Source organism: Plectonema radiosum NIES-515, assembly GCF_025753815.1.
GTDB lineage: Bacteria > Cyanobacteriota > Cyanobacteriia > Cyanobacteriales > Nostocaceae > Hassallia > Hassallia radiosum_A.
In genome coordinates this window covers 15,074-39,929 of sequence record NZ_JAOWRF010000134.1, presented here as the reverse complement: position 1 = coordinate 39,929, position 24,856 = coordinate 15,074, and the positions used below count along the sequence as shown (strand labels likewise).

At 40.8% G+C, this 24,856-nt stretch carries 26 protein-coding genes and 1 pseudogene; 8 read left to right on the top strand and 19 right to left on the bottom strand.

The window, feature by feature from the left end; genetic code table 11:
* Positions 1–21: 21 nt before the first annotated feature.
* The gene (locus OGM63_RS08775) at positions 22–768 is read right to left on the bottom strand and encodes a sterol desaturase family protein (protein ID WP_263745138.1); all 747 of its coding nucleotides are present in this window, start codon (positions 766–768) and stop codon (positions 22–24) included.
* A 390-nt stretch (positions 769–1,158) separates the two neighbouring features.
* Here OGM63_RS08775 and OGM63_RS08770 point away from each other — a divergent pair, with 390 nt between their 5' ends.
* Positions 1,159–2,781, top strand: a complete 1,623-nt coding sequence (locus OGM63_RS08770; RefSeq protein WP_263745137.1) for an MFS transporter — start codon at positions 1,159–1,161, stop codon at positions 2,779–2,781.
* Positions 2,782–2,936: 155 nt separating this feature from the next.
* Here OGM63_RS08770 and OGM63_RS08765 read toward each other — a convergent pair whose 3' ends face one another.
* The 6 genes and pseudogenes from OGM63_RS08765 to OGM63_RS29555 all read right to left on the bottom strand — a co-directional run.
* Positions 2,937–3,311 carry a hypothetical protein gene (locus OGM63_RS08765; protein WP_263745136.1) on the bottom strand — a complete coding sequence of 125 codons (375 nt, stop codon included), beginning with the start codon at positions 3,309–3,311 and terminating at the stop codon, positions 2,937–2,939.
* A gap of 79 nt (positions 3,312–3,390) precedes the next feature.
* Positions 3,391–3,621, bottom strand: a complete 231-nt coding sequence (locus OGM63_RS29780; RefSeq protein WP_375340470.1) for a hypothetical protein — start codon at positions 3,619–3,621, stop codon at positions 3,391–3,393.
* A gap of 197 nt (positions 3,622–3,818) precedes the next feature.
* Complete coding sequence (locus tag OGM63_RS08760; protein WP_263745135.1) at positions 3,819–4,244, bottom strand: hypothetical protein; 426 nt, start codon at positions 4,242–4,244, stop codon at positions 3,819–3,821.
* A gap of 290 nt (positions 4,245–4,534) precedes the next feature.
* The gene (locus OGM63_RS08755; RefSeq protein ID WP_263745134.1) at positions 4,535–5,998 is read right to left on the bottom strand and encodes a phenylacetate--CoA ligase family protein; all 1,464 of its coding nucleotides are present in this window, start codon (positions 5,996–5,998) and stop codon (positions 4,535–4,537) included.
* A gap of 103 nt (positions 5,999–6,101) precedes the next feature.
* Positions 6,102–6,446 carry a ferritin family protein gene (locus tag OGM63_RS08750; protein ID WP_263745133.1) on the bottom strand — a complete coding sequence of 115 codons (345 nt, stop codon included), beginning with the start codon at positions 6,444–6,446 and terminating at the stop codon, positions 6,102–6,104.
* A gap of 112 nt (positions 6,447–6,558) precedes the next feature.
* Positions 6,559–6,636: pseudogene (locus OGM63_RS29555) on the bottom strand (ferritin family protein); the annotation flags it as partial.
* Positions 6,637–7,308: 672 nt separating this feature from the next.
* Here OGM63_RS29555 and hemN point away from each other — a divergent pair.
* Positions 7,309–8,691 carry an oxygen-independent coproporphyrinogen III oxidase gene (gene hemN / locus OGM63_RS08740; protein WP_263745131.1) on the top strand — a complete coding sequence of 461 codons (1,383 nt, stop codon included), beginning with the start codon at positions 7,309–7,311 and terminating at the stop codon, positions 8,689–8,691.
* A gap of 185 nt (positions 8,692–8,876) precedes the next feature.
* Here the strand turns inward: hemN and OGM63_RS08735 are convergent, their stop codons facing one another.
* The 3 genes from OGM63_RS08735 to OGM63_RS08725 all read right to left on the bottom strand — a co-directional run bounded on the left by OGM63_RS08735 (position 8,877) and on the right by OGM63_RS08725 (position 10,901).
* A complete protein-coding gene (locus OGM63_RS08735) occupies positions 8,877–9,320 on the bottom strand; it encodes a YidH family protein (protein WP_263745130.1) in 444 nt (147 codons plus the stop codon).
* 217 nt (positions 9,321–9,537) lie between these two features.
* Positions 9,538–9,909, bottom strand: coding sequence for a hypothetical protein (locus OGM63_RS08730; RefSeq protein ID WP_263745129.1), 372 nt, complete (start codon positions 9,907–9,909; stop codon positions 9,538–9,540).
* A gap of 287 nt (positions 9,910–10,196) precedes the next feature.
* Positions 10,197–10,901 carry a phosphoribosyltransferase gene (locus tag OGM63_RS08725; RefSeq protein ID WP_263745128.1) on the bottom strand — a complete coding sequence of 235 codons (705 nt, stop codon included), beginning with the start codon at positions 10,899–10,901 and terminating at the stop codon, positions 10,197–10,199.
* Between the two features lie 160 nt (positions 10,902–11,061).
* Between OGM63_RS08725 and OGM63_RS08720 the strand changes: the two genes are divergently transcribed.
* Positions 11,062–11,736, top strand: a complete 675-nt coding sequence (locus OGM63_RS08720; RefSeq protein WP_263745127.1) for a uracil-DNA glycosylase — start codon at positions 11,062–11,064, stop codon at positions 11,734–11,736.
* Positions 11,737–11,768: 32 nt separating this feature from the next.
* Here the strand turns inward: OGM63_RS08720 and OGM63_RS08715 are convergent, their stop codons facing one another.
* The 6 genes from OGM63_RS08715 to tyrS all read right to left on the bottom strand — a co-directional run bounded on the left by OGM63_RS08715 (position 11,769) and on the right by tyrS (position 16,873).
* Complete coding sequence (locus OGM63_RS08715) at positions 11,769–12,437, bottom strand: VOC family protein (RefSeq protein WP_263745126.1); 669 nt, start codon at positions 12,435–12,437, stop codon at positions 11,769–11,771.
* Positions 12,438–12,507: 70 nt separating this feature from the next.
* Positions 12,508–13,143 (bottom strand): Uma2 family endonuclease, encoded by a 636-nt coding sequence (locus OGM63_RS08710; RefSeq protein ID WP_263745125.1) that lies wholly within the window; start codon positions 13,141–13,143, stop codon positions 12,508–12,510.
* Between the two features lie 153 nt (positions 13,144–13,296).
* Complete coding sequence (locus OGM63_RS08705) at positions 13,297–13,887, bottom strand: hypothetical protein (protein WP_263745124.1); 591 nt, start codon at positions 13,885–13,887, stop codon at positions 13,297–13,299.
* Between the two features lie 139 nt (positions 13,888–14,026).
* Positions 14,027–14,671 carry a Uma2 family endonuclease gene (locus OGM63_RS08700; RefSeq protein WP_263745123.1) on the bottom strand — a complete coding sequence of 215 codons (645 nt, stop codon included), beginning with the start codon at positions 14,669–14,671 and terminating at the stop codon, positions 14,027–14,029.
* Positions 14,672–14,905: 234 nt separating this feature from the next.
* Positions 14,906–15,628 (bottom strand): orotidine-5'-phosphate decarboxylase, encoded by a 723-nt coding sequence (gene pyrF / locus OGM63_RS08695; protein WP_263745122.1) that lies wholly within the window; start codon positions 15,626–15,628, stop codon positions 14,906–14,908.
* An 18-nt stretch (positions 15,629–15,646) separates the two neighbouring features.
* Positions 15,647–16,873, bottom strand: a complete 1,227-nt coding sequence (gene tyrS, locus OGM63_RS08690) for a tyrosine--tRNA ligase (protein WP_263745121.1) — start codon at positions 16,871–16,873, stop codon at positions 15,647–15,649.
* Positions 16,874–17,014: 141 nt separating this feature from the next.
* On the opposite strand from tyrS, the gene OGM63_RS08685 reads away from it, so the two are divergent.
* The gene (locus tag OGM63_RS08685) at positions 17,015–18,949 is read left to right on the top strand and encodes a transglycosylase domain-containing protein (RefSeq protein WP_263745120.1); all 1,935 of its coding nucleotides are present in this window, start codon (positions 17,015–17,017) and stop codon (positions 18,947–18,949) included.
* Positions 18,950–19,774: 825 nt separating this feature from the next.
* Here the strand turns inward: OGM63_RS08685 and OGM63_RS08680 are convergent.
* Positions 19,775–20,098: a DUF1825 family protein gene (locus OGM63_RS08680; RefSeq protein WP_263745119.1), complete on the bottom strand. Its 324-nt coding sequence runs from the start codon at positions 20,096–20,098 to the stop codon at positions 19,775–19,777.
* Between the two features lie 367 nt (positions 20,099–20,465).
* Between OGM63_RS08680 and OGM63_RS08675 the strand changes: the two genes are divergently transcribed.
* Together OGM63_RS08675 and OGM63_RS08670 are read left to right on the top strand one after the other, a co-directional pair.
* Positions 20,466–20,981, top strand: a complete 516-nt coding sequence (locus tag OGM63_RS08675) for an NINE protein (protein ID WP_318528428.1) — start codon at positions 20,466–20,468, stop codon at positions 20,979–20,981.
* 20 nt (positions 20,982–21,001) lie between these two features.
* Complete coding sequence (locus OGM63_RS08670) at positions 21,002–21,535, top strand: ComEA family DNA-binding protein (protein ID WP_263745118.1); 534 nt, start codon at positions 21,002–21,004, stop codon at positions 21,533–21,535.
* 123 nt (positions 21,536–21,658) lie between these two features.
* Here the strand turns inward: OGM63_RS08670 and OGM63_RS08665 are convergent, their stop codons facing one another.
* Positions 21,659–21,856, bottom strand: coding sequence for a hypothetical protein (locus OGM63_RS08665; RefSeq protein ID WP_263745117.1), 198 nt, complete (start codon positions 21,854–21,856; stop codon positions 21,659–21,661).
* Positions 21,857–21,894: 38 nt separating this feature from the next.
* On the bottom strand, positions 21,895–22,470 hold the full coding sequence (gene lepB, locus OGM63_RS08660; RefSeq protein ID WP_263745116.1) for a signal peptidase I: 576 nt from the start codon (positions 22,468–22,470) through the stop codon (positions 21,895–21,897).
* Positions 22,471–22,838: 368 nt separating this feature from the next.
* Between lepB and OGM63_RS08655 the strand changes: the two genes are divergently transcribed.
* Positions 22,839–24,041, top strand: a complete 1,203-nt coding sequence (locus tag OGM63_RS08655; protein WP_263745115.1) for an FtsW/RodA/SpoVE family cell cycle protein — start codon at positions 22,839–22,841, stop codon at positions 24,039–24,041.
* A gap of 180 nt (positions 24,042–24,221) precedes the next feature.
* On the top strand, positions 24,222–24,782 hold the full coding sequence (locus OGM63_RS08650; RefSeq protein WP_263745114.1) for a Uma2 family endonuclease: 561 nt from the start codon (positions 24,222–24,224) through the stop codon (positions 24,780–24,782).
* The last annotated feature ends 74 nt before the right edge of the window (positions 24,783–24,856 follow it).

Genomic DNA, 24,856 nt, shown 5'->3' with positions numbered 1-24,856 from the left:
CTCCCATTCCCGATTCCCAAATTAAAAAGGTAACTTTAGCAGATTTATAATACTTAATTCTTTCTTTTCCTGAGGTAAACCTAATTTAATTGCCTTTGGACTTTGAGGATAATTATAAGAATTGAAAAAGATATCCCAGATAGTGAAAAAACTCGCATAATTTGATGTTGCTTCTTTTTTCGATTGAGAATGATGAGAGCGATGATAATTGGGTGTGACTATTAGGTAGCTGAGATATTTATCAATTTTTAACGGGACAGCCCAATTGCTGTGATGAAAGATTAATTCACATGCCAATAATATTTCATAAAATAACAAGTTTTCTAGAGTAATACCAAATAACCAGATTAAAAATAATTTAGGTAGATTAGCTAAAATTGCTTCAACTGGATGAAAGCGATAAGCAGTAGAAGTATTCATTAACAGTTCTGTATGATGAACTTTATGAAAACGCCATGCAATAGGCAGAGTATGCATTAATCTGTGCCAAGCATACATATATCCATCGAGCAATAAGAAAGATAAGACTATTTTTAAGACAGGTGAATGAATGAAATGAAAAATACCGAGCCATAAAGTTTGTTGCCAAATACAATTTAAGAGTAAAGCTATGGTAAAGTTATTTGCTAGTACATTTATCAAGCCGAGAACTAAATTAGAATAAACTTTTTTATCGAAACTCTCTTTAAAAGAGAAAAAGGGAAACAGATTTTCTAAAGTTCCGAATGAAATAACACTGCTGACAACAGTGAGTGATTGCCAATCCATGTTGATATTTGCCCTTTTTTAAAGAATATCATCTTCGCTTATTTAACATAAAAAATCCGAAATCCTTGATTAGACGTAGCAATGCTACGTCTCTCTACATCATATGTAATCTACTGGACATGATATAAGCGATCCGGTTTGATTTATGAACACACCCTACGTATATTTCAAAAATCAAATACTGGACATGATATAAGCGATCGCCTACTTTAAGTGTATATAATTTTTTAGTAATAAATAACACTCTTCTTGGCTGCTAATTAGATTAACCGTCAAGTACCCCAATCAAAAAAAGTTGCTTTCTGCTGCCTGAGTTTTATATCCTCTGAAAGTAGAGAGTAATGATTACAATTGTTGCTTCCCCCATTCTCCTCCTGTAATTGTTTGGTTATGACCGCACCAGCAGCTTCTGTTTCGATGTGGACTCCCCTACGTCAACCTGTGTTTCGTGCCCTTTGGATAGCCTCAGCGGTGTCAAGTGTTGGCACTTGGATGCATGATGTCGGTGCAGCATGGTTGATGACTTCACTCTCACCGTCACCGTTTTTAATTGCCTTGATGCAGGCAGCGTCTAGCTTGCCGTTTTTTTTACTAGCGTTACCCGCAGGAGCGCTGGCAGATGTCGTTGACCGGCGAAAGATGCTTTTGTGGACTCAGGGTTGGATGTTGGTTATCGCTGCTTTGTTGGGATTTCTCACCCTGGCAAAGATTACTACACCCTCGATTCTCTTAGTTCTCACCTTTGCCCTGAGTCTCGGCAGTTCCATGAATATGCCTGTATGGCAAGCCGTAACCCCAGAACTAGTAGAAAAAGAAGAACTTCCCCAAGCTGTTACCCTCACTGGCATTGTGGTTAACCTTTCCCGGTCAATTGGTCCGGCTTTAGCGGGGATAATTATCGCTCAAGCTGGTACGGGAGCCGTTTTTCTCCTCAATGCTGCTTCCTTTGTCGGGGTAATATTAGTAGTTTATCAGTGGCGTCGCACCCCGCAAAAAAGCGCCTTACCAACAGAACGCTTCATCGGAGCGGTACAGGCAGGTATTCGTTACGTGCGCTACGCTCCAACTTTTCAATCAGTGTTAATTCGTACCTCAGCTTACATTTTATTTGCTAGTGCCTTATTTGCCCTTTTACCGCTTTTAGGAAGACGAGAGTTAAAGCTGGATGCCTTCGGATACGGCGTGATTCTTGGCTTTTGGGGTATCGGTGGGTTAGCGGGAGCGTTCATTTTACCGAAGCTACGGGAGCAGTTTTCTATAGATAAATTGGTCGCAGGCTCATCAGTATTGATGGGTATAATGATGCTGGCGCTAGGAACAGTGCGGAATTTTTACGTAGTATGTGCGTTGATGCTATTGGTGGGAATTGCTTCTCTGAGCTGTATGGTTAGTTTCAGTGTATCGGCGCAAACAGCCGTGCCTACCTGGGTGCGTGCGAGAGCTTTATCGGTGCATTTACTTGTGTTCCAAGGATGTATGACCTTGGGAAGCCTGTTGTGGGGTTTGGTAGCCCAACGTACAAGCATTACCGTAGCTTTGACTACTGCCGGGGTAGGATTGATTGCGGGTGTGGGACTGACTGCACGCTATCGTTTGCGCTGTGCGGAAAAGTTGGATTTGCGGTCTTCGCTGCATTGGAATCAACCGGCACAAGCTTTTGAACCATCTCCGAATGATGGACCTGTGTTGATTAGTTTAGAATATCGCATTGACCCAGCTAACGCAGAGGAGTTTAGCAAAGCGATGCAAGCACTAAGTCAAATTCGCCGGCGTGATGGAGCAATTCGGTGGGGTTTGTTTCAAGATTTATCTGACCCAAGTCGCTTTGTAGAAACGCAAATTGTCGAATCTTGGGCAGAACACAAACGGCAATTTGAACGAGTTACGAATAGCGATCGCTATATTGAAGAACGTGTGCGATCGTTTCATATTGGCAACGAACCGCCGAAAGTTTCACAAATGATTTACTCAAAGTATACAGATAATAAGGGTTTGCAGCAACCGTGCGGATGAGGAGACAAGGGGGACTCCTTGGAGACAAGGGGGACAAGGGGGACTCCTTGGAGACAAGGGAGACAAGGGAGACAAGGGAGACAAGGGAGACAAGGGGGATAATTCTTCTTTCTCCCCCCATCCCAAGAACTCCCCCCATCCCCCCATCCCCCCATCTAACTTGCGATCGCAACCGACTTTTTGCGGGTAGGACGCTTGCGGTCTGATTTTTTCTTCAGTCCAACCGCTTGAGCTTGATCGCTATCTGTGCCATATTGCCCACGCACGACTTCTTTCATCGCTAATACCGCATTGTGAAATTCCCATTCTGCTAATCGGGCAGCATCGGCAGCAGCACGGTATAAAGTTAGTTTCTCGGTTTCGACTTGTTGAGAAATCAACATAGCCTGATAAGCTTGCTGTAACTTTGTCGCAGAGGCATCAGTACGGGTTGTGTCATAGGTAGTAATGGTTTGCAAACCGTGCAATGAGTCAATATCTTGACTAATGACTTGACGGGACAAACGACGTGTTATATCTGGGATAGGCATAGTTGCATACGTAGTAAATTATATATTTAATGTACCCATTACAACAAGAAATCTAACAGTAGGGTGAAAAAAGGGTAATTTAATGTTTGCAGGTCGATGCGATCGCATTGTGACCCGACACAATGGCATTGTGACCCGACACAATGGCATTGTGACCCGACACAATGGCATTGTGACCCGACACAATCGCATTGTGACCCGACACAATCGCATTGTGACCCGACACAATCGCATTGTGACCCGACACAATCGCATTGTGACCCGACACAATCGCATTGTGACCCGACACAATCGCATTGTCACCCGACACAATATAATAGACCTAGGCGTGAAAAACAATGTAGAGACGTAGCAGTGCTACGTCTCTACAAAAGTTCTGGATTGGAATTCATTCACTGCGTCGGGATAGCAACGAAGCCAAAAAGTGAAAAGATGTGAGTCATGAGGAGGCTTTAACTCACAGGTTAGGGATTTATTCCGACTTGTGTGTACACGGTAGTTACGGTTTTAAGCTTCTTGGTTTAAATTGCCTACATCAATATTTGCAGCTTTCACCCCTTTAATCATTTCCTGCTCAACTGAACCATCCCGTGTGGCTTTTTGGTTGATATCTTGCGCTTTTAAGTCCCCACTTAATTGAATCTCACTTAAAACTACTTGACGTATCGTTGCATCTTGTGCTTGTAGCAGCTCAACTAAATCCTTAAGTTTCTGAGCAAATGCTTCATCACCATCGATTTGAGTTTGCAGTTCATCTTGCAGCTTTATCTTATTCGCTTCTGTAGGTTGATTTTCCGCTCTCGTCAGCAACCCTTCTGTTCCCTCTGCTCTAAACTTTTCCCGAATCGTGTTTACCAGTTGAGCAAATGTATCAACCGCACCTTTAGTTAAAGTTTTTCCACCTTCTTTGATTAGACATCTCCGGAAATTCATTATGCGTTAACCGAAACCCTTGTAGAGACGCGAAATTTCGCGTCTCTACATTCTTTTCCGGAGATGTCTATTGCCTCAGAGAAAAATAAAGAGACAATCACTGCTGCCGTAAGAGGTTATACCATAAGTTTGCACGTAAATTTAGTAGCAATAAACTAATATACAAACTTAGTCTACAATTTTTCGGATTTTTAGGTTATTGATCGTGACAGGCAAATCACACACACGCTCTGAGACGTGACCGTGGAACGTCTCTACGAATTGTATAGCCGCAACCTTGATGTTATGGGTTAGTTAACAATCCCTCTTTGTTTGATAGAGGTTTCTATTGTTTGAGATAAACTAGGAAAAGGTAAAAAATTCAATTTGAGAATTCGCTTTGTAGAGTCGCTATCCCAGTGACTGTAAATATTTTGCCAATCACTTAAGAAAAAAGGTTCAACTTTGCCAAGTGACTGTATTAGAGAGTTATACACTTTCAGAATAATCTCTTCATTATCTATCACACCTTGGCATAATTCTAAGTCAAATGCTAAATATTGTCTTTCTTCTTCATAAAAAATGCGAGCGCGGTAGATTCCTGTAATAATATCCTGTAATTCTTCGCATTTTACCGCTTCGTCGAGCATATATTCAGTTAAGTTTGTCCCACCAAGAATCAAACAACTATCACTTCTGCCTGTAACTGCTAATAAATTTGGTAGCCAATTACTCGCAGATGCAATAATCTTGACAAAAGGCTCGTCTTCAGGTTGTAAATAGTCAGAATTAAGAATTGCTTTTTTTAACTTTTTCCAACTGTAAAAAGCAACTTTGTCATAAACAACATAGCGTAATAAAGGAATCCCTTGCCATTTGGTAATACAAAGGTTTCCATCTACAGCTTCTAAGAAAGTATTAGCAGCAAAAAAATGGAAAAAGAGAGGAATTGGTAAGTTGATATTTAATTGTTTAGCAATAACTGGGTTTTGAACTAACAGCTTTCGCAGAGCAATTGTTACTAAAGATTCAGCGCCAAGTCCACCTGTGTCTGTGCTACCATACATGGAAAACATAAAGGGCAGATTTTCACTTATAAGAGCGCGTTTTGCTAAGTTGGTGCGGATGCTTTCGGGAAAAGGTTCGCTGAAGGCAATGTATCTTAATTTAGCCAAAAGTAGGGGTTTTTGTAATTGATTTGCTTTGAGATGAAGATAAGCGATCGCTGATGGCACAATCAACAAAATTATCTGTTCCACAAAGTCTTGCATTTTGTGAATAATCTCAATAATTTCCTCTAGATTGTTTCCCGGTGTAAATACTAAAAAAGGATAACGTACTTGGAGAGACATATTTTTTAAACCCCAAGAAACATGTTCTCCTGGAAGCCAACTTCCCAAACCTAACCCGACAATCGCTAAAGTTTTTTTCTTATGAACTGCGAATGATTGTTCTAAAAATATGCGAGTTCCTAACGCTGCAAAACGACTGCTAGATTTAAGATAAGTCCAAAAAAAAGCGTTACCTGAAGAACCAGATGAGCGAAATATCGCTAAGGTTTTATCAGCATCATCCCCTAATAATTCTGTAAAAGGATAAGCTAGCATGTATGATTTTTTGTCTAGGGGAGGTAGATTTTCAAATGCTGCGGGGATTTTGAGTTTTTGCACTTGTAGGAAATGTTGATAAGCGGGTACAACTTTTTGAATTCGTCTCGCTATGCTTTCGGCTTTGCTTTTTGAACCTAGGGTTTGTTTGACAAAGTTTTGTGTCATTTTCAGATTTTTTTAAACCATAATAAGAGTGAGGAATTATTAAAGTGTATTAATGTAGTAAGCGCTAAAGCGCTTTAACGCTTACTACGAATTTAACGTTAGTTTAACTAACTGTTGCCCGTGATGATTCGGCATCAATAGGTTTGAATAGGTAAATTCGCAACAGATTCCAGATGATTGAGAATAACAGGGGTAATTTTTGCACTAACTTGATAATTTTTGGGGCATCGCTTGCGTTAATTTCCCCTATTTTAAGATTATTCTCGGAACACTTTTCTAGACGAGAGAAAAACTCTGGATGATTTGTGTTCAATGTCAAGGGAATAGATTCATAAAATGCTGCCCGTTCAAATACTGTCAAGGTGTGGGTAGCAAAGACTGTCAGCAAAAAGAAACGTACCCACAATCCCGATTTCCAATTATTCCATAACTGGGGTTCTGATACCATTTCTGTATGAAGATGCACCTAATTTAGCCCACGAAGGTGGGCTTCGTTTCTATAGCCCCAGGCTTCCAGCCTGAGGGCGAATAAAGCGCAACCTCACATAGAATTGGTATGAGCGTAGCAGCGCTTTGAAAAAATCTCCATGTCGATTTTCATCTTGACACCAACTTTCAAAGTAGCGAAATAACGGATATTAATACCAGGTTTCTCTAACTCAGGCTCTGGTGTGTGAAGATTAGCCATGAGAATTCTGCTTTTAATGTAATGGCTTATTAGCTATATAAACATATTCTTTTTTCTAGGTCTACCAATTTAAAAATAATTGTTTAATCGATAATTAGCTTGATAAATTGGGTTTTTACGCACTTTGGTTGTAACGTTTTTACAGAGAATACTATAGCGTTTAATACAGCTTTGGGTAAAAACGAGCGCGTTTTTCAACGCAAAGTAACGCAGAGTAATCGCAGGGGTACGCAGAGCAATTACTTTGTTTAATTCGTGATTAATTTGTGCAGTTTTGTAGTGAGGCTGTCAAAAAAATTTTACCCAAAGCCAGAAAAAAGAAAATAGATTAATATATTTATATTTAGAAAAATATTAATCGTTAAATAATTTAGAAAAAAATCAATATTACTAGCATCTGCATCTACACTAATGGTTGCAGGCTAAAGTAATGCATATGATTTATCAATATTCAATCACAATTATCTAGTTGTGACATCCTTCCTTGTTGTTAAAACTTGGGTTTGTTTGCGTAAGTATTTTGAAAAAGTTGATATTTATTGGTTGTTGATTAACAGTCAAAAGTTATCCACTATCTATTATCCTCTTCCTGACCCCTCATACATTTATTGGAAGCAATTCAATGGTTTTTATACTTCCTGGTGTGAAATTCGATTCTAATCTGATAAAAAAGTACGATACTGCTACACCGAGATATACTAGTTATCCACCGGCAACTGAGTTAACAGAAGCATTTAGCGAGACTGATTTTAAAGAAGCGATCGCTAACTCAAATCAAAGAAAATCTCCGCTTTCTTTGTATTTCCATATACCGTTTTGTGAAAGTCCCTGTTACTTCTGTGGCTGTAATACGGTAATTTCCAACAATAAGAATATTGCTAAACCTTATTTACAGTCTTTGGTTCAAGATATTAAAAATACAGCAGCTTTAATTGATTCTGATAGAAAAGTGCTGCAAATTCACTGGGGTGGGGGTACTCCTAACTATTTGAATCCCGAACAAATAGAATTTTTGTGGAAAAATATTAGGCAACATTTCACCATTGATTCAGAAGCGGAAATCTCAATTGAGATTAATCCCCGTTATATTGACAAAAATTACATTTTCTTTCTTAGAGAAATTGGCTTTAATCGAATTAGTTTTGGTATCCAAGATTTTAATCGTCAAGTTCAAGTTGCTGTAAATCGCGTTCAACCTGAAGAAATGCTCTTTGATGTGATGAGTTGGATTAAAGAAGCTAACTTCAAAAGTGTGAATGTAGACTTAATTTATGGTTTACCTTATCAAACTCGCGAAACTTTCAAAGAAACGATTCAAAAGACAATTCAATTAGACCCAAACCGAATTGTAGTCTTTAATTTTGCTTATGTGCCGTGGGTAAAGTCTGTACAAAAAAATATTCCTGAGGATAAATTACCACCTCCACAAGAAAAGTTAGAAATTCTCAAGATGACAATTGAGGAATTGACAGCTAACAAGTATTTATTTATCGGGATGGATCATTTTGCTAAAGCTGATGATGAATTAGCGATCGCTCAACAAAATCGCACCCTCAAACGCAATTTTCAAGGCTACACTACCTTAGCACAAACAGAACTTTTTGGTTTTGGTGCCACATCTATCAGTATGCTAGAAGACGCTTACGCTCAAAACCACAAGCAATTACAAGATTATTATCGCGGAATTGAAGCGGGTGTTTTACCAATTAGTAAAGGTATCAAACTCAGCCAAGATGACATTATTAGACGAGATGTCATTATGTCTATAATGTGTCACCATGAACTGCATAAGCCAGACATTGAAAATAAGTATAACATCAACTTTGATGAATACTTCAGCTTAGAAATAAAGGCGTTACAGCCATTAGAAGTAGATAAGTTAGTTGAGTTATCAACCAACTATATTAAAATCACAGAAATTGGCAAACTACTTTTAAGAAATGTTGCCGTTATCTTTGATGCCCATACCAGAAATCAACAGAGAAAATTCTCTCGCGCTATTTGAGTATAAGCTCATTTTATTAAGTAGTGAGCGGTAAACCGCTCATAGCTTCGGTTTAAACGGCTAAAGCCGTTACTACTAATAAGCGCGTTTATTTCAACTTTAGTAATGCTAGGATAATGTATATATGTACTGGTTTAATGAAGCCATTATTTAGAATAGTTTGTGGGATGAAAGAACGTCGCTAATTAAAAGTCATTTGAAGAAGGATGACGACGTTGGGTAGAATTATTAATGGGACTATTCAGTTTATTTGCCCACAAAACTAAAGGAATGCTGAGTGTTCCGAAAATCATCATAATAGTGGTGATTATCAAAACCATCCTGCGATTGGGGCGATAGTTACCATGTTCAATCTGCCAAAAAACTTGGTTATAATGCCAAGCAGCCAAAGCTATGACTAGAATACCAAAAATTACTAAGCTGACACCAAGATTTTCCGAGTTAAAGATGGGATGTACCTGAGGTTCTTGTTGAGTTAGGGTAAAATGAAGCTGATGTAGAAATAAGCTGAATCGAGCGATCGCAAAACCAAAACCGATTAAAGCGATGGAAGTTCGCAACCAAGCCAAAAACGTGCGCTCGTTCGCTTGATGCTCCCGCTGACGGTCTATTTGAGAATTTTTTGTCATTAAAACTTTAAACAAGACAAACCGCGTATTTTTCTTTTTATTGAAAATGACAGGCAAAGCTATCTTCATCTGTTGCGCTTACAGTTTGCAATGCTTAAAATCTGACTTCCTTTGCCTCAAATTTTCTCAATAACTCTTCCCCCACTGCCTCTGGTGCCTCACAGCTTACCTGTCATAGTGGAGCTTAATCTTATATGTAGTAATTAGTATCCTAGGGTCATAACTTTTTCCGATTGGATTTAGTTTTTGGCAAATAATCAGAGCAATTCTTTGCGGCTTCAGTCATCACCATCGAAGGTTGTACGGCACACTTAAGATAATTGTTGCTGCAAAAAAACTCGCAGTTTTGACAGGGAAGTTTATTTAAACTGTTGATCGTAAAAACTATTTTATTGTCTAAAACCGTCCGCAGTTTAGACAGCATGAGAAAAAAAACTATCCAAGCCACAAGAAAGCCAAGAGAACCACCCACAGAGATAGCTATTTGCGGAACACTTACCCCATGAATATTTCCCTCTCCAGTGTGGCTTGTCTGATTTAAATTACTATCTACTGCTAAATGGGGTTGGGAGTTCCGATCAAAATTCATATTCATATTATTTACCTGTGGTGCTTAGTGCCGAATATGTTCCTGGCAAACGCTTTTAGGATCACTAACAACTGCTCTTATATATAATCCGGAATGGATTCGCCAAAATTGAGTAATCACAAGGACTCAATTACAGGTGTAGCAAAATAACAATTAAGGTATCTCTGTCGAGAGTTTTACTTGTAAGTTATTGTTATACACCGAAAGAAAGAACTTACTGAGTTAACTGAGAAAGAAGGTTGTGTTTGTGGTAATATTAAAGTCCAGGAAATCGACTTGAATAGTTATTAATCAGTTAACGGCTGATGTTGTTGCTGGAGATACACCAGAGCTTCAGAGCATTCTACTTGAGGAAAATCGACATAGAAATGACTAACACTTAAAAACGGTTCCGGTGTTTCCAAAATAATCAGGCGATCGCACCACTGACTTAACCAAGGTAGCAATTTTAAAGGCGCTAAAGGAGCACACAACCAAACTTCTGCACACCCAAGCGCTTTTGCTGCAATTGCCGCTACAGCAATTGTCATGCCCGTGGCGATGCCATCATCAATTAAAATGACTGTAGCATTTTCTGTATTTACCTGCGGGCAACCAGGAATTAGTTGCTCCTCAAGTATTTTAGCTTTGTCAATCGCTAGATTCAAAGCCAATTCACGCGATGGAGCAGAGCGATCGGCTGAGTGCGATCGCAAATAATTTTGACGGTGATTTAACTTTTGCTCATTCCAAAGAACATTTCCCGAAGCAGTCACAGCACCAATTGCCAACTCCGGGTTTTGTGGATGGCTAATCTTTTTTGCCACCATAATCGTCAACGGACAACCCAAAAGACGCGCTACAGGTGCAGCTACTGGTAGTCCTCCTCTCGGTAAAGCATAAACTATCGGTCGCTTTGTCGAAGCCGCACTTTGCTTGATTACAGAGTCAATTTTTTGCGCTAGCTTCTCACCAGCATCAGTGCGATCGGTAAAAAGTGGGGTATATGACATAATTTCCCCAACACATTAAGACACCATTGTTTTGATTGTGAAGGATTTTCAGGCAATTTGATTGATACAATAGAATCTCTACAGATATAAGTAGCATTTATTCCTTCGCCAAGAAACATTAATTATTATACTGGCGCACTCTGTCAGCATCTTCATTTTCATGAGCAGCGAAAATCAATTAAGCCTGTTTGAGAATTCTAGCTTTCAGCAAAAAGATTTGATTCCCACAGATGCCAAAATTCCCATTCCCAGCGGTACTTACCCTAGTATGACCGAATTGGCAGAGCATTGCAATGAGTGCCACCGTTGTGGATTAGCAGAAAATCGCACTCACGCCGTCGTCGGACGCGGCAACCTCAAAGCACTCATTATGATTGTGGGAGAAGCACCAGGTCAAAATGAAGACGAAACTGGATTGCCCTTTGTCGGCAGATCCGGGCAGTTGCTAGAGAAAATTTTGGCATCTGTAAATCTAGATACAGAAAAAGATGTATATATATGCAATATAAATAAATGCCGACCCCCAAATAATCGGGCACCTTCCCCAAAAGAAATGGCAGCTTGCAAACCCTATTTATTTGAACAACTCCGTTTAGTTGACCCGAAAATTATTTTATTGACAGGTGCAACAGCCGTTAAAGGTTTAATTGGTGACAAAGGAGCAATGGGTACAATTCGTGGAAAATGGATTGACTGGGAAGGACGTTTGTGTATGCCGATTTTCCACCCATCTTACTTGCTACGTAACCCTTCGGCTGAAGTAGGCAAGCCAAAATGGTTGATGTGGCAAGATATTCAAGCCGTGCGTGCCAAATTCGATGAAATTCGACATTAATGAGCCGTCGTAGTGAGCGATTTATCGCTCATTTACCAGCGAAATGAAATTGGTAATGTCGAGTCAAAAAGTTCGATTTGACCTTTTTGAGCTTGATTAAACTCGATTTCTAGGTGAAAGCGATCGCCTCGCTCCAATTCCACCAATCCTAACTCAGTTAGTTTTCTCAATTCAGCAGAGAAATTTTTCTCTCCAACTAAGGTGACTCGCAACTTTGTAATTTCATCAAATCCAGGTTTATTAACCAATAATCCACGTTTTAACGGCGAAGCTGAAGGTATTCGGCTAACTGGTGACATAAAAATCAGCGGTTCTGATAAATTTTCACTATTAGCAGCGATGGGAATCGAGGCTCCTGCTGGCAGATAAGGTGCGTAATAATTCCAAGTAGCAAATGGCAATTCTAGAGAACCGGGTACATTTGAGCGAAGCGAAATACCAAATGGACAAGCTTGAGTTTCTTGCCAATTACAACGCTCCCACAAACCCAAAGGACGAACCACACTTGAGAGGATCTCATTGATATCTCTCAACCAAAGTAACTCTAAATAAGCATTATGAAATAAAAAGCAAACGTTTGCAGTGCCTTGACCTGTATGGGTACGGCGATTACTTTCTTGAAATCCGAAGCCTTTAAGAAATTCAGCCTCAGGTGCTTCTGGTTCAACACAAACGAAAATATGATCTAGTTCAAATCCCATAGTTTATTTTTTGAGGTTGCGCGACTTCTTACTAACTGAAATCTGGGTTGCGACCAAGCCTGATAATTTGTTAACCGATACCTTGCTCAAATTCGTCAATTGCTTGGATATCGTCTGAAATCAAAGTACATTTTTCTAGCAAATAAATATTTAGTTCTGGCAATAACTCACTCATGTCAATTTGTTCGTATCCATTGGTTTGCAAGAACTTTGAAGGTTCTTCTTCTCTTTTGCGGTAAAGTTTGAGCTTCGAGCTTTCCCAAAACCAAACCTCCGTCACTCCCAAGCGTCGGTAAATTTCTAGCTTGTCAATGCTACCACTGGTAACAGTCACTTCTATAGCTAAGTCTGGAATATTCTTCGCTTCTCCAACACAGTAACATTCATCCGGCTCTGCCCCAGCTTTGAAAAGTTGTTTTTTAATGGTAGAACTTCCCATAGGTTTAAACTGTATTCTTTTCTTGTAGAGATAGCGCTCTAATAGAATAGCCAAACGTTTTTTGATGCTTTCATGTCTGATTGATGGCGACACAATTTCTAATATTCCATCTAAATAAGTGACACGGTAATGAAAGTTATCCTCTAATTTAATTAGTAGCGCTTCATACATTTGCCAACTCACGCCGCTACTGATAAACTTCTCTTCTGGGTCGTCTGCATCAGCCAGTTCTGCTTCGTTAAAAAGTTCCTTAAGGCTACTTAGCATTGTTTTCTCCTGCTAATGTCAAGCTGTGGACTGTCGTTGCGCGTTCTCTAATTCGCCGAACTGATACAGCAGATTGCGTTATTATTAAATACACGTAGAGACGTTCCGGCGGAACGTCTCTACAAGGTTTTGGATTTGACTCATGTACCTCATTTACCTGAAATCTCCTGTACGTATAGTTCCCGCTCGACAATCTCGCAACCAAGCATTAATTCCTTGAGCAACAGTACCATTACTACTATCGCGTGGGGGTGTTGGTTGATTTTTGGTAACTGGATAGGAACCAATTTGCGAAAACATCGTTACCATCTGCCAACCACTCTTGTTTTGGGTTAAAAACAGCCAGTGGAATTCTTGCAATTGCACCGATCGCCTACTTGTGTATTGTCGCTCTAAAGTCGTAAAAAACACTTGCTCAACTTTTTCTTCAGAGCTTTTTGGCGCATCTGTAGTATTGATCCCAGGGTTCAGGGGCAGGGGAGTAAAATCAGGTTTTCCGGCCACAGACATATAACTGTAAACGTCAGTTTTTCTTTTCAAACGGCGGGCACGTTGACTGGCACGATTAGCATAGCTAGGTAAATCACGCAACAATTGGGTGATTAAAATTTCTATATTTTGCTCTGAACAAAAAGATTTTTCCTTGCCTGTGTCCCTTAAGAGTGTAGGTTGAGAAGGACTAGCAGAGGGCTTTCTCGTTTCCTTGCTCTGCCGGGGAATGCCTACTGTGGGCTGCTGCCTCATATATAATGTTTCTGAGACTGGGAACGAGGAGAGAAAATGTAACGATAAAGACAGGGAGACAAAAAACATAATGAATGCGATCGCAAATAATGAGTTTAGCTGACTCCCATCCTTTCAACAAGTTCAAAAGTCTTATTTTTTAACTTAAATTCCAGTTTCTCACCAAATTCCGAAAAGCTTTCATCGTTTTATTTCTCCCTTCAATTTTGCACTTTTGCAGATATTCGGGAATGACTTCCTGAAGAGGGAAATTGGGAAAAATTCGGCTCGATGAAGACTCAATATATTTACCATCTTGTAAAAGATTAATTTGCAACTTACCTTTTTCAAAGCACCATAATTCCGGTACTCCCAACGCTTCATATATATTTGGGTGAGTGCGAGACGTCACATCAATCTCTAACGCTAAATCTGGGGGAGGATCGATAGTTAAATCAAGTCTATCTTTACCCCGAATTGCAGCTTCATTTTGAATATAAAAACAGTTATCGGGTTCGATACCTTGACTCATTAATTCGTTTTTGAAAGTGGTTGAGCCTAAAGGTAAAAATTCAATATCTAATTCTTCTAGAAGTACTTCTACAAAGTTAGTCAGAAAGACTTTATTAATCTCATGTTCGGGTAGTGGTGACATAATTTCGAGAACTCCTTTATCATAAGCAATCCTTGACGCACGTTTTTCACCTAACTCTTCTAAAATGCCTTCAAATTGTTGCCAGCTGACATCTTTCAACAGTATACGTTGTCCCGGTTGGACATCTAATTGCTTGAATTTGATTAACATTTTTAATTCCTTTTTTGTCTAATAATTAACATGAGTTTGACGAACCTCTCCCCAACCCCTCTCCTGCAAGGAGAGGGGCACATAACCCTTGTTTTCAGCCCCAAATAAAAAGAATCATATCAAGAAAATCATGTTTTTAAGCCTCTCCCCGCATCGGGGAGAGGAATGGAAGCGGGGTCAAATCAAACAAGAACGAACTCGCGCTTATTACGAACGAATCATCTTTTAATTCGACTACCCAGATACAGTTATTAACTCCTCACAAATTCTCTGCCAAGCTAACTCTGGATCGGCAGCGGCGGTGATTGGGCGCCCAATTACGAGATAATCGGCTCCAGAAGCGATCGCTTGTGCTGGTGTGAGCGATCGCTTTTGATCTCCTTTATCTGCCCAAGTTGGTCTAACTCCCGGACAAACTAACAAAAAATTATCCTTGCAAGTTTGCCGCAATTGTGCTACTTCTTGCGGGGAACAAACTGCCCCATCTAAACCAGTTTCTTGAGCCATCAACGCCATTGCAAGAGCGTATTCTGGCAATTCTAGAGGAATTTTCAAATCAAACGCCAATTGCCGAGAAGAAATACTCGTCAACAAAGTAATCGCAATTAACTTTGGTGGATTTAGATTAACTTTTGCGGCTTCATCTTGTACTGCTTCAGAAGCGGCTTTCAGCGCGTCTGTGCCACATGTAGCATGAATTGTCAGCAAATCCACACCATAACGAGCGGCACTGCGGCAAGCACCAGCGACTGTATTGGGGATATCGTGAAACTTCAAATCCAGGAAAATGCGCTTTTTGCGGGATTTTAGCAAATCGATAATTTTCGGTCCAGTGCTGGTGAACAACTCCAAACCAACCTTGAAGAAAGTGACTTGCTCAAGTTTGTTTATGAGAAAAGTGGCACTATCTTCATCTGGCACATCCAAAGGAACTATAATCCGCTCCTTAGCGTTCATATGTGTTTTCACCTTAATTTATGGCACTAAGCGGACAAACTTATTTTTACCAACTTGCAAAACTTTACCTTCTAAATCAGCCAGGGAATCGAAAGTAGTATCAATATCGGTAATGCGATCGCCATTTAAACGCACCCCACCTTCTTGAATTTTTCGCCTACCTTCTCCACCACTTTTGCATAAACCGCTAACATTGAGGAGAGAAAATAACTTAGCAGGAAATTGCATCTGTGATAACGAAAATTCTGGAACTGCACCGCTTTGTCCACCTGTTTTTGCAGCTTCTTTTGCTTCATTAGCTAGAGTTTCGCCATGATATTGTCGAACAATATCCCAAGCGAGAAGTTGTTGGCGATCGCGTGGCTTTTCTGGTAATTTATCGGCATGTAAATCCGTCAGCAGTTGAAAATAATCTTCCAGCAAATGATCGGGAACCTGTTGCAGCTTCTGATACATCTGTGATGGATGTTCTGACAAACCCACATAATTACCCAAAGATTTAGACATTTTTTGTACACCGTCAAGACCATTTAAAATAGGCAACAGTACACAATATTGAGGTCTTTGCCCAAAATGACGTTGTAAATCTCGCCCAACAGCCAAGTTAAATTTCTGGTCAGTACCGCCTAATTCTACATCAGCTTCCACTGCCACAGAATCATAACCTTGCATCAATGGATAGAGGAACTCATGAAGGAAAATTGGATTCTCTTTCTTATAACGTTCAGCAAAGCCTTCTTTTGCTAGCATCTGCCCCACCGTCATCGTGGCAAGTAACTCCAAAATTTTCCCTAAGTCAAGCTTAGAGAGCCATTCGGAGTTATAACGTACCTCTAGTCTACCTGGTGTGTCAAAATCTAAAATCGGACGCACTTGGTCAAGATAAGTTTGGGCGTTTTGCGCTACATCTACCTCTGTCAGTTGGCGTCTTACCTCAGATTTACCAGTCGGATCGCCAATACGAGCTGTAAAATCGCCAATAATCAGCACTGCTGTGTGACCGGCATCTTGAAAATTTCGCAGTTTCCGCACTGGTATGCTGTGACCTAGGTGAATTTCTGCTCCTGTAGGATCAATTCCGAATTTTACTCTTAAAGGTCGCTGTGTGATTACCAAGAGCTTTTCTAAACTTTCACTTTCACTGTCAGCATTACTCGGTTGTGGGAAAATTTCCGTTAAACCACGATGTAGCCAAGAAAAATTTTGCGCCATACTAGAAGACTGAATATTAGTTATGCTTTGCATTGCTAGAAGTTGAGTTAGTTATTTTCACTGGCAATTTGTCATCTAAGTGATCTGCCAAACTACTATAATTGCAAAAAAATAACCGCCTTGCTTCGCCGAATAAATTACAGTTATATTTACAAGTGAGGAAGTGAAATCGCCGTGTCGTCTAGGACTTTTGAAGAAAAACAACCCCAAGGTCAGGCATCATCAGGTTTTGACTTTTTCAAAGGAGTAGGTCAGGTAACTGGCGGCACTCTTTTATCCCTGACTATGTTAACAAGTTCGATTGTCGCGGGAGGACTAGTGGGTTTAGCCGTTAGTTTCCGGAACTTGCCTGACGTGAGACAATTACGTAACTTTTTTCCATCAGAAACTACTTACATTTATGACGTTAAAGGTAGACTTTTAGCCAGTGTTCACGGAGAAGCCAACCGAGAAGTCGTATCGTTAGACAGAATTTCACCAAATTTAAAACGGGCGGTATTAGCCAGCGAAGATGGTCACTTCTACGACCATCATGGAATTAACCCCAGTGGGGTTGGACGTGCCGTGGTGACAAACTGGACGGCTGGTGGAGTCAAAGAAGGTGGTTCCACCATCACCATGCAATTGGTGAAAAATTTATTTTTGTCTCGCAAGCGTGCTTTTACTCGTAAGATTGCCGAGGCAGTTCTGGCGATTCGTCTAGAGCAAATTCTCACCAAAGACCAAATTTTAGAAATGTACCTCAATCAAGTATATTGGGGTCATAACAATTATGGCGTGCAAACCGCAGCTCGCAGTTACTTCAACAAGTCCGCCGAAAGTTTAACTATCGGTGAATCGGCGATGATGGCGGGTTTGATTCAAGCACCAGAAGAATTCAGCCCCTTTGTCAGCATGGCTAAGGCAAAGCAAAAACAAAAAGAAGTGCTGGGACGGATGCGGGAATTGAACTGGATCACCCCAGATGATTACGAGGAAGCGCTGAAGCAAGAAATTAAACTTGGTAAAATCAGGTCGTTTCAGGGTAGTGCTTTACCTTATGTTACCAATGCGGTGTCGCAAGAGTTGGCGAAGAAGTTTGGACGTGACGCCTTAATTAAAGGTGGGATGCGGGTACAAACGACGGTTGATGCTGACTTTCAACGCATGGCAGAGCAAACTGTCAGTAAGTGGCATGAGAGACTTTTGGGACAAGGTTTATATAAGAATCAAATGGCATTGGTGGCAATTGACCCCCGTACCCATTTTGTGAAAGCATTGGTGGGGGGTGTGGATGCGAAAACCAGTGAATTTAACCGGGCAACTCAAGCTCAACGTCAGCCTGGGTCTTCTTTTAAGCCGTTTGTTTATTATGCTGGTTTTGCTAGCGGTAAGTTTGGACCAGACTCGACGATAGTAGACGCTCCTGTCAGCTACCGAGACGGTAATGGTTGGTACTATCCAAGAAACTATGATGGTGGCTTTTCGGGTGCCATGTCGATTCGCACTGCCATATCGCAGTCTCGCAACATCCCGGTAATCAAGGTTGGTAAGGCTGTAGGGATGAATAAAGTGATCGAAACTTGCCGCACTTTAGGAATTATGAGTCCAATGGAACCCGTGAGTTCTTTGCCTCTAGGTGCGATCGGTGTCACACCTCTGGAAATGGCAAGTGCCTACGCAACCTTTGCCAATTATGGCTGGCAATCGCCAACAACCATAATTGCCCGCGTGAGTGATAGTAGTGGTAATGTATTGCTAGATAACACGCCGAAACCTCAACAAGTGCTCGATCCTTGGGCATCAGCGGCAATTATTAATGTGATGCAATCGGTGATTGAAAACGGTACCGGGAAACATGCGGCGATCGGTCGTCCGGCTGCTGGGAAGACGGGAACAACTTCCTCAGAAAAGGATATTTGGTTTGTCGGTACTGTGCCACAGTTAACGACTGCTGTTTGGGTGGGTAGAGACGACAATAGACAATTAGCAAGCGGTGCCACAGGTGGTGTGATGGTAGCACCGATTTGGCGCGATTTTATGCTCAAAGCGCTGAAGAATATTCCCGCAGAGAACTTCAAGTCTCCATCGCAATTTCCTCGCCCCAAATCGAATGACAATGAAAACTAGTGGGTGGTGGATAGTGTGAATTTTAAGAGGGGGAAAGGGAAAAAGAGATTGACACTCTCCTGGCTGAAGCCGAGGAGATTCTTCATTCAACGAGTCCACTTGCTTAAAGCCCCTTGCGGTACTTTAAGTAGAGGTGGTTCTCTCCTGAAGCGTTAACTTTCCCCATGCCCTGGGGTAGTTGACCGAAGTCAAAATTTGTTTGAGTTAATTGCTAGTCGTCTAGTTCCTGTGAATCTTTTACCTACTTTCAGGCTGCTCAACAATTAAGTTAAGCGACTAGAACAACAAAGTAGAACCCATGATTCAGTTGTCAAGGTACAGCGTTACCGCTTAGGGACTAGGGTTTTTTAACAGGTTGATTACCCCGCCTGTTATATTAAATGGTAGTGCAATTTAACTACCATGTCAACTAGAAAAAGACCAAAAGTTTATCAGCTGAGACTTAGTGAGGACGAATGGAAACAGTTGGATTTTTATGCTCAGTCAAAACAGATTTCTGCTGCTGAAGTTTTGCGCGAATTTATCAAAACACTCCCAAGGCAGGATAAATCCTGCGATTAGCTTTCATCCCTGGGCTGAAGCCGCAGGGTTTTCAGCATAATGCTTATAATTTCACTTCCCCAATGACGGCAGGTGCGGGAGTGCCGGGAAACCCGTCCAAGGCACTGCCTCCCCAATGCCCAATGCGAGCGTGCCCAATGCCCACCAATCAACTTCTCTAAGCCTGCTTTCCTAAATCGGTTTTCATCCAAGGCACTACCTCCCCAATGCGAGCGTGCCCAATGCGAGCGTGCCCAATGCGAGCGTGCCCACCAATCAACTTCTCTAAGCCTGCTTTCCTAAATCGGTTTTCATCCGTTGTAAAGTTAGGTTCATTTGGTCAAACATTTGTTGCGGGGTGACGCCAAACTGACCTAACTGTGTTTTAATTTGCTCCACAGTCATTTGCGCCATAAAATCTTCTGATAGCTCGAAGCGCTTCATAAAGACGCGATATCGATCCATCATCGCTTCCATTTGTTCAATAAACAGCTTTTTACCCTCACGATCAAATTTGCCGTAATTGTTGCCAACTTTGATCAACGCTTGATAATCTTCAAACAGCTGCTTCGCTTCTTGCTGAACTATATCAGAGTCAAAGAATCCCATTTTTCCTATCTTCAACTGAGTTACAACACTTCATTGGCATATACTTTTGTCTTCATAGTCTAATTTTAGTCTAGGGAAGTAATCTAGAGAAGAAGCTTCGGTTTGAGTACGGTTTTTTACCGAAATTTCAACACTTGACTTGATAAATTTTTCTTGCGGTCAAACAACTTAAGCTGGCAGTGGGTTTTTTGAGAAAAAAATTTATAAAATGATCGAGATTTAGCTTTGGCTGTGAGAGCGATCGCTTGCTCAAAAAATTTCACTTATTGTGCAGACATTTCTCCAAATTATTTAACTACGCGACTTTGAAGCGAGTCAAGTCTAAAATAAGCAACGTATTTGAATGCTGATGTTGGTGTAACTAAATATGTTTTCACATTGTAACACCAAAAACAACGATGGCTTTGCCAATGCGATCGCCGACGATCGCTCTTTTTGGTGCAGCAATGCTAAATTTATCAAAAGAGCGATCGCTCTTTTGTGTCAAAACTATGGTAGTGATAAATTAATTGGGAATATGTTGATTAAGCGAAAAAGCCGAAGTATAGCTGCCATTTTAGCTTTTTCTGGCACGCTGACAATTTCGGGATTACATAAATTTTATTTGGGACAACCTTTATGGGGTTTGTTATATGTGTTGCTTTCGTGGACACCCATTCCTAAGGTAGCTAGCGCAATTGAGGGAGTTTGGTATTTAGCGCAAGATGAAGAAGCATTTGATCGTAATTTTAATTTAGGTAAGTCAGCGGTAAAAAATTTACAACCAGCTAGCAATCAGATAGCAGTTATGGCTGAAGCTTTACGCTCCTTGGATACTCTGAGGCAAGATGGGTTAATTTCTGAGTACGAATTTGAGCAAAAACGCCGCCAATTGTTAGATTAGATTACTTGAAAAGTGCAAAAATGATGAACAATTGGCTACCTTTGAATCCCAGGTTGCAAAAACTCCGTTACCGGCTGCTGAACGACCCCTATTATCGACTACAATCTGGGGAAGAGATTGCGATCGCATCCCAATTGGGCATCCAGATTGATGCTAATCAAGCAACTGTAGATGATTGGTTGCGTTTACCAGGTTTATCGATTCATCAAGCGCGATCGCTTGTAGAACTTTCGCGTATTGGTGTGAAATTTTACTGTATTGAAGATATTGCCGCTGCTTTAAGCATACCAGCCCCGCGACTAGAACCACTGAAGCTGATTCTGAATTTTAGTTATTATGACGACGAAGCTTTAGGAAATCCGACGCCAATTAATATTAATACGGCAACGGTTGAAAATCTCGGAAAAATTCCTTTGATAAATGCGTCTTTGGCTGAGGCAATAGTAGAGAATCGTTTATCAGCAGGACATTATCGCAACTTAATAGATTTTCAGCAAAGGTTGAATTTATCTGGTGAGGCGATCGCGCAATTTATGTATTATCTCAGGTTTTAAAGTCACCAAAAACGTAACTTGAAACCCGTAGTGAGCACTCTTCGTGCTCAAGATAAGCGATAAATCGCTTACTACGGGTATATAATAACCATCCCTGCCGAGTTCGGAACACGAAACTTGTAATTAGCCTAACCACTGAGGATTCTTCGCTGTACTATCAAAGCGATCGCTAATCTTGAATAATTCGTACTCACCTTTGGCAGCAACGGTCACCGTTTTTGCAAGCAAAGCTGCGGTTTGCTCTTGACTCATCGGCTTAAATGTGCGTGCTGCCTCAAACGCTTGGTTGAGAATTTCCATGCTGTCAATGCCTGTAATCACAGTTTTCTATCCAAGGGTAGGCACTTCACGCACAGAAGTTAAATCAATCCAATGCGGTCAAAGGGCCAAAACCGGAAAGTTGCTCGACCAATGATGTTTTTTCTTGGTAAAAACCCCCAGTAACGAGAATCGTTGCTATCGTTACGGTTGTCTCCCATGACGAAAAATTCATCTTTGGGGACTGTCACGGGTGGAAATGGCTGATTTGGGGGTTCAGCGATGTAGTCTTCTTCCAGGGGTTGCCCGTTGAGATAGACTTTACCTTTGGCTACGCTAATTACTTCACCGGGTTTACCGATGACGCGCTTGATAAAAGCTTGGTCTTTGAGATATCCGCGATGTTGCAGTTCTGTGGGTGGCTGAAATACGATGATATCCCCAGTTTTGGGTGGGTGGAATTTATAGGAGACTTTTTCTACCACCAAGCGATCGCCTGTAAATAAAGTTGGCAACATAGAATCAGAGGGAATGTAGCGCGGTTCGGCAATAAAAGTCCGAATTAAGAAAGCAAGACATAAGGCGATCGCGACTAATGTCAGATTTTCCGGCAAAATACGCCATATTTTGGACTTTGATGCAGGAGTCTGTTTTGCATCACTTTCATTTATGGTCATAGAAATTTTCAGCCTAGATGAAACAAGTTATAACAATACTGGATTATTCTGACGCTAAACGCTAAATATATGTTTATAACCAGTCAGTTTTTCATGGCATTTGCCATCGTGCGATCGCCACTGACGAAATATCTCGCAAATGTTACTGGGTGCAAAATATTCAGAGTGCGTCAAACACCGTTAAAATTCTTCTAGACCAAATAGAACCTCAAAAAAAGCCATCTGTGCCATCTTAGATCAACGATGCCGTGCAAGCAGTTATATTTCTCACTCCTAATTCCTAAACCCCAGGTTGATCAACGGGGGGGGAACCCCCCTACGCAAGCAACGGACTCCTTCTAACTCCTAACTTTTTACCTGTACCAAACGTGAATTTACGTCGTCTGATACCAATTTTTGATAATTCTGTCTCCACCTGGGCTTTAGAGGCACGGTTGTTGCGCTGGTTAACATTGATTTGGCTGTTTGTTGGCTTGATAATGCTGTTCTCAGCATCCTATCCTGTAGCTGACGCTCGTCATCATGATGGATTGTACTACTTTAAGCGTCAATTGCTGTGGGTGTTCGTGGCATTAATAATATTAAACATCATTGTTAATTTACCTTTGCGGAAGATATTAGGAGTATCCCATTGGTTTGTCTTTTTGTTTTTGGGATTAATTTTCGTCACCCTGATACCAGGATTAGGAAGAAAAGCTTTTGACGCATCTCGCTGGCTGGCTTTAGGTCCAATTCCCATTCAACCCTCTGAATTAATTAAACCCTTTTTAGTGCTGCAAAGTGCGCGGCTTTTTGGTCAGTGGGAACGAATAACTTGGCAAGTTCGCTTTACCTGGCTGGGTGTTTTTGGTTTGATAATTCTCGGAATTTTAGCCCAGCCTAACTTAAGTACAACCGCACTTTGCGGTATGACAATTTGGCTAATTGCTTTAGCAGCTGGCTTACCTTATAAATATTTGGGCGGAACAGCTTTTGGTGGGATACTTTTAGCAGTACTTAGTATTAGCATCAAAGAGTATCAGCGCAAGCGGGTGATGTCCTTTCTCAATCCTTGGGCAGATGCAACTGGCGATGGCTACCAACTGGTGCAAAGCTTGCTGGCAGTGGGTTCTGGAGGAACTTGGGGTACGGGATTTGGACTTTCACAGCAAAAGCTGTTTTATTTACCAATTCAGGACACCGATTTTATTTTTGCGGTATTCTCAGAAGAATTCGGCTTTGCTGGCGGTATAACTTTGCTAATAATTTTAGGTATATTCGCCACGCTGGGATTAATCATTGCCCTGAAAGCGACAAATCCAGTACATCGATTAGTCGCGATCGGTGTGACAATTTTGATGGTAGGACAATCATTTCTGCATATTGGTGTTACCACTGGTGCGTTGCCTACAACCGGTTTACCTCTGCCCATGTTTAGTTATGGTGGCAATTCCATGATTGCTAGTTTATTAGCAACTGGATTATTAATTAGGGTAGCACGCGAAAGTAATGAAGCTGAAGTTGTACCACTACGAGGAGAAATATCTGAAAATCGGCGCAAGCGTCGGCTATTTCAGAAAACAAAAGTTTAAATCGTAATATAGCGTTTCCTAGTCTGCTGAGGTACAAATTTATCTGCGTCCATCGGCGTTTATCTATCTTCCGAAGCGGTTAATTCTTTCTTGATTTATGTACCTAATGAATGTGGGAATCGCTATAAGCGCTGATGAAAAAAATTGATAATTAATAATATCTGAAGTCAGAAAACAGCAATGCTAACTTCTGTTGAACGAATTAAAGAAACGACATCACCACAACCTCAAGTTTTTTCTTTAGAAGATTTTCTCAACCATCCTTTAGAAAATATCGAGTGGGTTGATGGTCAACTTATTGAGAAAACAGGTATGACATTACGGCACAGTCTAATTCAAGCTAGATTAGCACGTTCGTGGGGAAATCATATGCTCTCCAGCGGTCAAGGTGGAGAAGTCTACACCGAAGCGCTTTGTCGAACTAATAAACAAGGTCGTCGTCCTGATGTTTCTTATTTGACTCCGGAACTCTTGACGCAATATGCTAATGCAACTTCTTTACCCCAAAGCTTTCCCTTAATTGCCGAAATAGCCTCTCCTGATGATAGCGCTGAAGAATTATTTGCAAAGGCAAAAGAATATTTAGAATCAGGTTGTCAAGAAGTTTGGCTTATCTATCCGGAAAGCTTATGGATTATTATTATCACTTTGGAAAAACATTTATTATTAACTCTTGGAGAAACTGTTAGTAGCCAAGTTCTTTCAGGCTTTAGTGTAATTATTGATGAAATATTAGCTTGAGTTCGGTTGCTACCGCACTGTTTGAAATGGGATAAATTACGTTAGAATTCAAGCAGAGTAAGCATTCTTCCCTC